Annotated in this window: 8 protein-coding genes and 2 rRNA genes; 8 read left to right on the top strand and 2 right to left on the bottom strand. The window is 51.4% G+C overall.

What is annotated here, in order from left to right; genetic code table 11:
- Together ACETK5_RS27490 and rrf are read left to right on the top strand one after the other, a co-directional pair.
- A 23S ribosomal RNA gene (locus tag ACETK5_RS27490) occupies positions 1-127 on the top strand; the annotation flags it as partial.
- Positions 128-270: 143 nt separating this feature from the next.
- A 5S ribosomal RNA gene (gene rrf, locus ACETK5_RS27485) occupies positions 271-387 on the top strand.
- Positions 388-538: 151 nt separating this feature from the next.
- On the opposite strand, the gene ACETK5_RS27480 is transcribed toward rrf, so the two are convergent.
- Both ACETK5_RS27480 and ACETK5_RS27475 read right to left on the bottom strand, forming a co-directional pair.
- On the bottom strand, positions 539-1408 hold the full coding sequence (locus ACETK5_RS27480; RefSeq protein ID WP_394059116.1) for a hypothetical protein: 870 nt from the start codon (positions 1406-1408) through the stop codon (positions 539-541).
- Between the two features lie 163 nt (positions 1409-1571).
- A complete protein-coding gene (locus ACETK5_RS27475) occupies positions 1572-2477 on the bottom strand; it encodes a LysR family transcriptional regulator (RefSeq protein WP_394059080.1) in 906 nt (301 codons plus the stop codon).
- 173 nt (positions 2478-2650) lie between these two features.
- On the opposite strand from ACETK5_RS27475, the gene ACETK5_RS27470 reads away from it, so the two are divergent.
- The 6 genes from ACETK5_RS27470 (at position 2651) to ACETK5_RS27445 (ending at position 11028) form a co-directional block, all read left to right on the top strand.
- Positions 2651-3688: an ABC transporter ATP-binding protein gene (locus tag ACETK5_RS27470; protein ID WP_394059078.1), complete on the top strand. Its 1038-nt coding sequence runs from the start codon at positions 2651-2653 to the stop codon at positions 3686-3688.
- Between the two features lie 22 nt (positions 3689-3710).
- Positions 3711-4778 (top strand): ABC transporter substrate-binding protein, encoded by a 1068-nt coding sequence (locus ACETK5_RS27465; protein WP_394059076.1) that lies wholly within the window; start codon positions 3711-3713, stop codon positions 4776-4778.
- A gap of 460 nt (positions 4779-5238) precedes the next feature.
- Positions 5239-6882, top strand: coding sequence for an ABC transporter permease (locus ACETK5_RS27460; protein WP_394059115.1), 1644 nt, complete (start codon positions 5239-5241; stop codon positions 6880-6882).
- Positions 6879-8195, top strand: a complete 1317-nt coding sequence (locus ACETK5_RS27455) for an MBL fold metallo-hydrolase (RefSeq protein ID WP_394059074.1) — start codon at positions 6879-6881, stop codon at positions 8193-8195. The genes ACETK5_RS27460 and ACETK5_RS27455 overlap by 4 nt, the downstream gene beginning before the upstream one ends.
- A gap of 175 nt (positions 8196-8370) precedes the next feature.
- Positions 8371-9351, top strand: a complete 981-nt coding sequence (locus tag ACETK5_RS27450) for a ketoacyl-ACP synthase III (protein ID WP_207797535.1) — start codon at positions 8371-8373, stop codon at positions 9349-9351.
- Positions 9352-9678: 327 nt separating this feature from the next.
- Positions 9679-11028, top strand: coding sequence for an ABC transporter substrate-binding protein (locus ACETK5_RS27445; RefSeq protein WP_100540266.1), 1350 nt, complete (start codon positions 9679-9681; stop codon positions 11026-11028).
- The last annotated feature ends 63 nt before the right edge of the window (positions 11029-11091 follow it).

The following is an 11091-nucleotide window of genomic DNA, read 5'->3' as shown; positions in this document are numbered from 1 at the left end:
AGCCCCCCTCAAGATGAGATTTCCCAACTAGTAAGACCCCTTGAAGACGACGAGGTAGATAGGTTGGAGGTGGAAGTGCAGCAATGCATGGAGCTGACCAATACTAATCGGTCGAGGGCTTATCCAAAAAACACCCCAAAAAGCGAAGCTTTGAAGCAACGCCGAATACTTTCCGGGGACCCCGATAATACATTGGGGAAATGCTACGGAGTCTAATTAACGCAAATTTCGTTTCGTATCTAGTTTTCAGGTGATCAAGCATCTGAGCCGTTTGGTGGCGATGGCGGAAGGGTTCCACGCGTACCCATACCGAACACGACCGTTAAGCCTTCCAGCGCCGATGGTACTTGGACCGAAGGGTCCCGGGAGAGTAGGACGTCGCCAAGCGAACAACCATAAAGACCGTTATCGAGTCATCGATAGCGGTCTTTTTTGTTACACATAAAAAGTAATCATGAATCATCAGAAAGAAGGGTACCCTGGGGGCCCTTCTTTTCTTTACCTTAATAAGCTTCCTTCTCTAACATGTTTTCTTAGCTTAATATCTTTCCAAGATCAGCTGTGTCTTCAAGCCGTCCATGGGAAGCAGCCAACCGTTAGACTCGAGGGTATCCATAAGCTCTGAGCGAAGCTGGGAAGCAACCGAGACATCGGATGTTTTAAAAGAGATTTCGATCAGATTCTCGGTTCCTGTGCCGTCTGCATTGCGAATCGGCCAAACTTCGAGGCTCATTTTCTGGCCATTCCAAGATCCTTCATAGCGGTAGAACGTCAGCGGTCCATGAATTCGGGACTGTGAGAGCTTTTGTTCACCCCAATTCGGGGAGGACCATTTTTTGAGCTTACCTGGGAGTTTGTCCAGCAGCAAAGCCAAGGCGTCTTGTTCGGATGGGAGTGTTGTGCCGGTTGTATTCGTGCTTATTTTCTTGGTGTTGGAGAAGCTAAGCGTTTGTTTGCCGTAGCCCCAATCAATCTCGGCCTCGTAATTGTCATCCGAAGCATCAAAGCCTTCCTGGTTTGCCAAGCTGAGCGCGGCGTTAATATCTCCATTTACGATGGGATACCGTTTCTTATAGGTAAGCTCGTAGTTATCTTTGTCCTCTTTTTTGCGAAAGCGTACGTTCCAGCCTTCAGCATCCAATTCCAGGTTGTCCGTATCATAATAAGCTACAACGATCGCTTGGGGAACAGCGGCCAGTCCGAATGCTTGAATGACTTCGCTCCGCAGGCTTTCGCCGTTTTCCAGCAGGCTTTCGGGTTTGGCAAGGAACTTCACCTCATACGTAGGCACGGCATTGGCTGCGGCAGAAACCTCCGTTCCATGGAGTCCGGTGAATCCGCTTCCTAGAGCCGCGAAACCTACCATGAAAGACAACGTCAGTTGTTTCCATCTTCTCAATACAATCACTCCCATAAGCTGGATTTAGGTACACAGCTTACTTTAAACGCTGAATAATTGTGAGTTGTTAACGGGGGATGGCGAATGTATCAAATATGTATAGAATTATTGAATACCGACATACATTTTTTGTTAATCTATCCATCTGACTTACAGCATAAACTCCCCTTAATCACAGGATCTGCTCCAATTGGGTGCCCACTTCGCGCAAGACCTCTTGAAAACGCTGAATTTGTACGGAGGGAAGTCGGTCTTTATTCTGGACACTGTATATATGCCGGGATGCCCGGTGGCCGGGAATCGGCATAACGTGCAGTACACCTTCTTGCTGCTCCCGCTGTACCGCCATCCGTGACATGAAAGAAATATGGTCCCCCAATAACACAAGTTGCTTGATCGCTTCGAGCGAGTCCAGCTCCACCGGGCTCCGCATATGCAAACCATGCTGCTCCAGCCAAAGGTCGGTCAGCTGCCTTGTGCTGGATTCACTTCCATGCAAGGCGAAGGGACTGCGAATAATCTGCTCGGGCTGCAGCGAATCCGATTTTGCCAGCGGATGGTCAGGTGAAGATATTAGGGTCAGATCATCCTTGCACAAGGACTCGGCCTGGAGACTGGAACCCGTAAAGGGCTCTGATGAAATAATGCCCAGATCAATCTGGTGCCGTGCCAGCATGTCGCGGATAACCGGTGAAGGCTTGACGGATAAGGAGATCCGTATGCCGGGAAACTCACGGGCAAAGGTATTCAATATCGCGGGCAGCAGATAGGTGGCAGGGACATAACTGGCTCCAATGTGCAGCGTTCCCCGATATAAGCTGTCGTATTCGCGGACGACACGCTTCGACTCCTTGGCAAGCGCGTTAATTTTTACTGCATAATGCAGCAGAGCTTGTCCGGCCTCGGTGAGAAATGTTTTTCCGCTTCGGGACTCGAACAGTCGGACTTGCAGTTCTTCTTCCAGTGACTTCATATGAAAAGTAACCGTGGGCTGCTTAATGCCAAGTATTTCTGCCACGCTGGTCATATGATGATGGCGGTCGATCAGCTCCACAATTTGCAGCTTCATCAGATTCATTCGTATATCTCTCCCTTGGTTATTCCTTATTTATGCTCTCTATATAGATTTAATCTATGAGTATCAACAGAATTCAAACAAAAAGTTAATTCCAAGTTTACATTAGTCTAATACAACGCTTAAACGTAACCCTTACACTGGAAACAGCTTAAGAAGACAGGTTGGGATCGAAAGTGGATATTGAAATCAGGGGCATTGAAAAGTCATTTCAGGGTACACCCGCGTTGCTTCCTACCGATTTAAAACTGCGTCATGGTCAATTCACCACATTGCTCGGGCCGTCAGGCTGCGGCAAAACGACACTGCTGCGGATGATCGCCGGGCTGGAACAGCCGGACGGAGGAGAAATCTATGCGGAAGACCGGTGCATCTACTCCGTGCACAAAAAGATTGACGTTCCGGCGCACAAACGCAACTTCGGGATGGTATTTCAGGATTTTGCCCTCTGGCCGCATATGACGGTATACGAGAACGTTGCCTTTGGAATAAAAGCGGCCAAGCTTAAAACGGATCTCAGGCAAAAAGTAACCGAGGCGCTGGCCATGGTCCGCTTGGAGGGGATGGAGGACCGTTATCCGCATCAGCTGTCCGGTGGACAACAGCAGCGGGTTGCATTTGCCAGAGTGGTAGCGATCCGTCCGGCACTGGTACTGTTCGATGAGCCTTTGAGTGCGCTGGATGCCGTGCTTAGGGAGGAAATGCGGATCGAAATGATGTCGCTTGTGAAGGATATGGGGTTGACTGCCCTTTATGTTACACACGATCAGGTGGAAGCCATGTCGATGTCGGATGAAATCGTGGTCATGCGGAAGGGAGAGGTCCTGCAGCGTGGAACCCCGGAAACGATATATGAAACCCCTAGTCATCCTTTTGTGGCTTCGTTTATCGGCAAGTCCAATTGGCTGACCGTCGATCACTCCATGGTGAGGCCGGAGCATGTGACCTGGAGCAGGACAAGCTCGGAGGATGTATGCTATCAGGCAACCGTGCTAAGCGTGAGTTATGTCGGCGAGCGATACGAGATACGCTTACAGGTGGATGGTTTTGACAAATGGACCGCTTTCCTGGACAAGAGGGTACCAGTCGGAGAACGCGTGAATCTGTACGTGGCTCCCCATACGATCTGCCGGATGGGTGAAGGACCAAGTCATGATACGAACACGAGCATGCAACACAATACGGCAAAACGCACGCCTGCTGCTGCAGGCTAAGATGAAGGGGAGTTGGGGAGAAATGAGTCAATTGAAATTACGGAGAAAAAGCGCGATGCTGTTGTTGGCATCCGTCATGAGCCTAAGTCTGTTTGGATGCGGCAGTACCCCAAATGGGGATTCAGTTACGATGCCGGCACAGGATACAGGCAAATCATCTGCATCGGGGAGTACGCAAGTCGGAGGCAAGCTCGTTCTCTACAGCGCAGGCCCTCAAAAGCTTGCCGACAATATCGTGAGCGGTTTTGAAGCCAAGACCGGAGTGAAGGTAGAGATGTTCCAAGGCACAACGGGCAAAATTTTAGCACGGATGGAAGCGGAAAAATCGAATCCGGTCGCGGATGTGGTCATTCTTGCATCTCTCCCCTCCGCACAAGCGCTGAAGGCGGATGGGCTGACATTGCCTTATCCTGAAGCCGCGAATGCTGACAAGCTGAATAAGGATTGGTCCGACGCCGAAGGAAACTATTTCAGCACTAGCGCATCGGCGCTGGGGATTGTATACAACACCAATCTGGTCTCTGCGCCGCCTCAAAGCTGGGCTGACTTGGGCTTGCCGGAGTGGAAGGATGCGGTCAATATTCCGGATCCGACGCTGTCGGGATCGGCGCTGGATTTTATCACGGGCTATTTGAGCGTGAAGGGCGACGCAGGCTGGGAACTGTTCGAGAATTATAAAGCCAATGGCACGGCTATGGCAGGAGCGAACCAAGAAGCACTGGACCCTGTGATCACCGGTGCCAAGAGTTTGGTTGCCGCAGGCGTGGATTATATGGCGTATTCGGCCAAAGCCAAAGGCGAGCCGCTTGACATTGTATATCCGGAAGAAGGAACCGTCGTGAGTCCGAGACCGGCTGCGATTTTGAAATCCAGCCCGAACGTGGATAATGCCAAGGCTTTCATCGACTACTTGCTGTCTGACGAAGCGCAGAAGCTGGTGGCGGATGCCTATCTGATTCCGGGCCGTGAGGATGTGGAGGCCGAAGGCCGGACCAACCTGAAGGATATTCCGGTGTTTAAAGTGGATTGGGCTTGGATGAATGACCATGGGGATGAGACGGCGGCACGTTTTTCCGAAGTATTCAAGTAAGTGCATAAGAGTGCGTGTTCAAAAAGGTCGGTTTTCAGCACCGAAGCTTATGCTTCCGATGTGCGTTTTTACAAAACGCCTTAGTTGGATGAAGCTAGGGAGTGAGGAGCGGAGCGTACGTAGTTAGTACGTGAGCACCTGAAATGTTTCCGTAGGAAGCATACTTCGGAAGCTACTACTTAGGCCCGGATGCATTCAAGATTCGATGCCGAGTTGCTTCTTGATTCACTTCGTGTTAGATATAGAATTTATGAGTTATCAGTGGAACTGATGAAGTTCTATATCGCAAGAAAACCTACCTATGCATCGCGGTCGCTCATCCTTGAAGTGGCCTCGATAGAGGTTTTCTTATCAAAATCGGACTTTTTGAACAACCTCTAGGAGTGAAGCACAGGAAGGCAATGTGAGGTGAACCGCAGTGAGACCTGTCATCATGGACAGTCAGCGATTTTTACGGAAAATGGGCGTTATTCTCGCCCTTTTTCTTCTTATTATAAGCATTGGTGTGCCATTGCTGCTTATTTTCTGGCAAAGTGTATACCCGGATCAGCACTTTGATTGGCTGGCGCCGATACGAACGATAGCCGGTCATGAGCTGTCCGGCATTTTGCTGCAATCCATCTGGCTGGGGGTATGCGTGGTGGCAGGATCGACACTGCTCGCGCTGCCGCTCGCCTGGATGATGGCCAAAACCCGGTTGGGACAGCATCGGTGGGTGGACGTGATTTTGATGATTCCGTTCATGACCCCGCCGTATATCGGTTCGATGGGCTGGATTCTGTTTATGCAAAAGGGCGGATATTTGCAGCAGTGGCTGCCGGGAGCAGCGAGATGGAGCGATTCCTTCTTCAGCTTCGGAGGTATGGTGCTGATCATGAGTCTGCATTTGTTCCCGTTTCTCTACCTGCTGCTGCGGGACGCTCTGATCCGGATCGGCGGTAATCTGGAAGAGGCCGGAGCGGTTCATGGCGCAAGCGCAGGATACCGGTTTAGAAGAATCATATTGCCGCTGCTGTTATCCTCTTACGGTATGGGCGCGATGCTGGTGTTCGTCAAAACTATTGCTGAATTCGGTACCCCGGCAACGTTCGGTCGACGCATTGGCTATTATGTGATGACCTCGGAAATCCACAAATATATTTCAAGCTGGCCCATCGATTTCGGTAAAGCGACCTCGCTCGCGTCGGTCCTGCTGTCGGTTTGTCTGGTGATGTGGTACATGCAGTCTACGATCAGCCGGAGGTTTACCTATCGTCTTGTCGGTGGCAAAGGTCAACGCTCCAAAAGATATTCGCTGCGCGGCAGCAAAGGCGTCGTCTGCGCTCTATACATCGGTTTGCTGCTGATATTGTCTGTCGGCATTCCTTATTTTTCTGTCATTGCGGCATCCTTGATGAAGCTCCGGGGAGCCGGATTATCCTTGGATAATCTAACGTTTGCCCATTACAAGGAATTGCTGTCCTGGGGATCGGTCAGCCAGAAAGCGCTTGGTAACAGTCTGGGTCTGTCGCTTGCAGCATCTACGGTTGCCGTTCTGCTCGGTACCGGCTTTGCCCTAACGATAGGCAAGTCCCAGGCACGGATGCAGCGGGTCATTGATCTGTTAAGCCTCTTGCCGAATACGGTACCCGGCATTGTGATGGTGGTCGGTTTGATCCTCCTCTGGAATGCGCCATGGATGCCGGTTACGCTCTACAATACCTACGGGATGGTCGTGCTGACGTACGTCGTGCTGTTCCTTCCATATACGGTGCAATACGTGAAGGCCAGCTTTACGCAGATTGACGGTACTCTGTTTCAGGCGGGGCAGGTATTTGGAGGCGGTCCTCTGCTTATACTGCGGCGGATTCTGCTGCCGCTGATTATGCCCGGCATGCTGGCAGGATGGATCATGACCTTCACGATTGCGTCACGGGAGCTGGTCGGATCACTGCTCATTCTGCCCCCATCGATGCAGACATCGGCTACATATATATTTGCCCAGTTTGAGCAGGGACAGGTATCTCTCGGGATGGCGATGGCCGTTGTCTCCGTCGGCATGACGGTGCTGCTGTTGTTGCTGGTCGAAGCTATGAATTCTAAAAGAAAGTGGAATGCATCATGATGAAACTGACAGTGTGGGGCGGTGCAGGCGAGCATGGCCGCTCCGCCTATTTACTAAGCGGCAGCCAGGTTCATTTGCTGCTGGATTGCGGCGTCAAGAAGGAAGGATCGGGAGACTATCCCATGATCCAGCAAGAACAGGTGCCGAAGCTGGATGCCGTGTTTCTGTCGCATGCCCACGAGGATCATTCGGTGGCGATTCCGCTCCTGTACCGGCTTGGCTATCAAGGGGAGGTATGGACTACCCGGGAGACGGCAGCGCAGTTAACGGCCTACTTTGCCTCCTGGAAAGAGTACACGGCAAGGGCAGGCGTAGAGCTTCCTTATATGGATGAAGATCAGTTGGCGATCCGCTACCGGTATCTGGAGGAAGAGGCGGAGAAGTTGACGTGGTTTGAGGCGCTTCCGGGCGTAGAGATCATGTGGGGACGAAGCGGCCATATGGTGGGGGCTGTTTGGTTTTTCGTACAGGCTGAAGGAAAACGGATCTTCTATTCTGGCGACTACACATCGGAATCGCTGCTGCTTGAGGATGACAGCCCAGCGCTGGTAGACAAGCCCTCTTCCATGCTGCTGGATCTGGCTATTGTGGATGCGGCTTACGGGACCGATGCTACTTCACAGGCCGATAAGCTAAAGCAATTGGAACAAAAGATTGAGGGCACGCTGCAAACCGGCGGGAAGGTATTGATACCGGTGCCGGCCGCCGGACGAGGGCAGGAAATGATCCTATGGGCATACAGGAATTGGGGCCATGTGCCGATCGTGATCGAAGCGCCGCTGATCGAAGGGATGAAGCGACTGCTTGGACGTTCGGAGTGGCTTCGCAGCCAGGAATCCGATCAGGGAATGAGGGATCAGCTGGAGTCATTACTGAACCGGAACGATTGGATCATACCCGCTAGTGAGGCGGAACGTAAGTCCTTGCTCCATAAGCACGGGGCATCGCTATGGTTCGTAACCGATGGGATGATGCAGTCGAATCTGGCGCAGTGGTACTATCACCAGATGTCGGGCGATACCCGGAATCTGGTTCTGCTCACGGGTCATGTTGCTCAGGGGACCTTTGGACAACGTCTCCTTCAACATTCGGCGTCGTATGGTGCCTGCTCTGTCACGAAAATCAGGTATAAGGTACACCAGGGCCTGGCGGACGTGCGCCAGATGATAACCGGTGTTCCGGCACTGCATACCGTACTCGTCCATGCAGACAAAGGAGAAACGGACCGGTTACGAGACTGTCTGACAGAGGAAGCATCGGACTCCAACTTCCACATTTATTCCATGTCGGCTGGTGAGGAAGTATACTTTTAGACGTGATTAGAGAACCTTTATCGCTCCAGCGATAAAGGTTTTTTTGTGGAATGGCTGTTGTGTGTTTAGATGTAGGTGAAGTTGGTGAAGGCTGTAATGAACAGTTATAAAAATAAATTAGTACCAAGTACTAGTACTTGGTGATATAATAACTATAAACTTGGAGGTGTGAATGATGAGCCAATCAAAATCAAGAATGACGGCAATCGGGACCTATGTTCCTGAACGGATATTAACCAATGCGGATTTAGAGAAGATGGTTGAAACGAGTGATGAGTGGATTGTGCAGCGAACAGGCATGAGGGAACGACGGATTGCTGCCCCGCATGAGTACGTGTCGGATCTTGCCATCAAGGCTGTAGAGGATATGGTTGATCGGTACGGCGTTACCGTGCGGGATGCCGATATGATTCTTGTGGCCACAAGCACGCCGGAGTATTCTTTTCCCAGTACAGCTTCCCGGGTGCAATCGAAGCTGGGCATTGCAAGCACGGGTGCGCTGGATCTGAATGCCGCTTGTGCGGGATTTGTATATGCACTACAGATGGCTGACGGATTAATATCCGGAGGAGCCTACCGTAAGATTCTGGTTATCGGTGCAGAGACCTTATCGAAGATTACGGATTACACCGACCGAACGACATGCGTATTGTTTGGGGATGGCGCCGGTGCCGTATTGTTGGAGAAAGATGAGGAATCCCCAAGTGTGATAGCTTCCGTATCGGGCACTTTTGGCGAAGGCGGCATTCATCTGTATAAAACAGCGCTCTCCGAGCAAATGGACGGCACGGAATTAAAGAGCGGCTGCCTTGTTCAAAATGGGCGTGAAATTTATAAGTGGGCCATTCGGAACATTCCGGACGGCGTCCGTGCCCTTTTGTCCAAAGGAGGCATGACCGCAGAAGAGGTGGATTGGTTTGTCCCGCATAGCGCCAATCTTCGCATGATTGAAGCGATTAACGAGCGGGGGCCATTTACAATGGACCGCACCTTAACCAGCGTCGAGTACCGCGGGAATACGTCGGCAGCCTCCATTCCGCTTGCACTCCAGCTGGCGGTGGATGAAGGACGGCTGAAAGCGGGAGACCACGCCCTACTCTATGGGTTTGGCGGGGGAATGACCTATGCCGGCTCTATCGTAAAATGGACGATATAAAATCGTGACATGAAAACGATGGAACGAACCACCGATTATGGAGAAGCGGATGACTCCGGAGGAAGCGGGACTCACAGCAATGGTCCACGAACCGGAGGAATAATCCGACTGACGAAGTGCTGATCCAACGCGAGAGATTCATCATGTTAATCCATAAGACCGCTATCGACATTCGATATGCGGTTTTTTTGTGCTGCGATTTTTGGATGAACGAACCTGAATCGTAATAAATTCAACTCAAATTCGAAAGTTTACCACCTCAAAATTTGGCGCCGCTTTCATTAGACTAAAGAGGAAAAATACGTTTCATGGAAGAGGGGTAGAAGAATGAAAAGGTTTAAATCATGGAGCTTGCTGCTCCTGAGTATCATCATGGTGTTCACGCTGGCCGCATGTGGAGGCGGTGGCGGCAACGGAAGCAGTACGGCTGAATCTCCGGGGGGAGGCAGCAGTGAAGGGACGGACAATACGAAAGAAGGAACCGAGTCCACAGAGAAAATCGAGCTCTCCTTCTGGTCGCTGGGAACGACCAACTATGAAGATCTGGCGAAGGAATACACGAAAGAACATCCGAACATCACGTTCAAATTCCAGAATACGTCGGACCAAACCGCACATCACAACAACCTGACGACAGCATTGTCCGCTGGCTCGGGCGCGCCTGACATTTTCCAATTGGAAATCGCGTTTATGGAGCGTTTTATCAACAACCAGGATAAATTCTACAATCTGTACGATCTCGGCGCCAAAGACTTAGAAGGCAACTACCTGGAGTGGAAATGGAAGCAGGCCACATCGGTTGACGGCACCTTCCAACTTGGTTTGCCAACAGACATCGGCCCTACGGTCGTATATTACCGTACGGATCTGGCTGAGCAAGCCGGACTGCCGACGGATCCGGACGGGTTTAGCGCAGCGATTGATTCATGGGACAAATTCGCCAGCGTAGCCAAGGAGTTCACAAGCAAAACAGGAAAACCGTTCGCCGACTTGACGGACCTGGTATATAACGGGGTACGCGACCAGTCCCCGGATCAAATCTACTTCAACAAAGAGGACGGCTCCTTTATCGGAGATACGAACCCGCAAGTGAGAAAAGCTTACGACTTTACGGTAAAAGGAATTCAGGAAGGCTGGATCGGCAACTGGATTCTGTGGTCTCCTGAATGGCAAAAAGCGATCAATGATGGAGACTTTGGCGTCATGCTCGGCCCGGCTTGGATTGCCGGCACGATCCGCAATGCCAAGGATACCGCAGGCAAATGGCAGATTGCCCAGCTTCCTGAAGGAGCAGGCAACTGGGGCGGTTCGTTCCTGACCCTGCCGAAGGAAGGCAAGCATTCGAAGGAAGCCTACGAATTCATCTCGTGGGTGCTGAACAAGGAGAATCAGCTGAAATCGTTCAAGGACAGCGGTCTGTTCCCGTCTATCCCGGCGGTGTACAGCGAGCCTTCGTTCACGGAGGAGAAGGATGAATTCTTCGGCGGCCAGGTGATTTCCGAAGCGTATGCCAAATCGGCGGAACGCATCAAGCCGGTTTACTACGGACCGCTTCATGACCAGACCGACACGATCATCAAGAACGCGCTCAAAAACGTACTGGAGAAAAAAGCCGACCCGCAAAAAGAATGGGAAAGCGCCATGAAACAAATCAAGACGCTGGTGGATCGCAGCTAGGAAAAGGATCATTCCTCGCTAGCACGTTCATCCCGCAATCCGTCCGAATCCGAGTTGGGAGGA

Origin of the sequence: Paenibacillus ilasis (assembly GCF_043195395.1) — a bacterium.
In the GTDB taxonomy this organism is placed as follows: domain Bacteria; phylum Bacillota; class Bacilli; order Paenibacillales; family Paenibacillaceae; genus Paenibacillus_AQ; species Paenibacillus_AQ lautus.
The sequence above is the reverse complement of the archived record's forward strand: the minus strand, read 5'-3'. Positions and strand labels throughout refer to the sequence as shown.

Coding starts and splice junctions, on each gene's coding strand:
- ACETK5_RS27475 (WP_394059080.1), bottom strand. CDS start 2,477: ATGAATCTGATGAAGCTGCAAATTGTGGAGCTGATCGACCGCCATCAT.
- ACETK5_RS27465 (WP_394059076.1), top strand. CDS start 3,711: ATGAGTCAATTGAAATTACGGAGAAAAAGCGCGATGCTGTTGTTGGCA.
- ACETK5_RS27460 (WP_394059115.1), top strand. CDS start 5,239: ATGGGCGTTATTCTCGCCCTTTTTCTTCTTATTATAAGCATTGGTGTG.
- ACETK5_RS27455 (WP_394059074.1), top strand. CDS start 6,879: ATGATGAAACTGACAGTGTGGGGCGGTGCAGGCGAGCATGGCCGCTCC.
- ACETK5_RS27450 (WP_207797535.1), top strand. CDS start 8,371: ATGAGCCAATCAAAATCAAGAATGACGGCAATCGGGACCTATGTTCCT.
- ACETK5_RS27445 (WP_100540266.1), top strand. CDS start 9,679: ATGAAAAGGTTTAAATCATGGAGCTTGCTGCTCCTGAGTATCATCATG.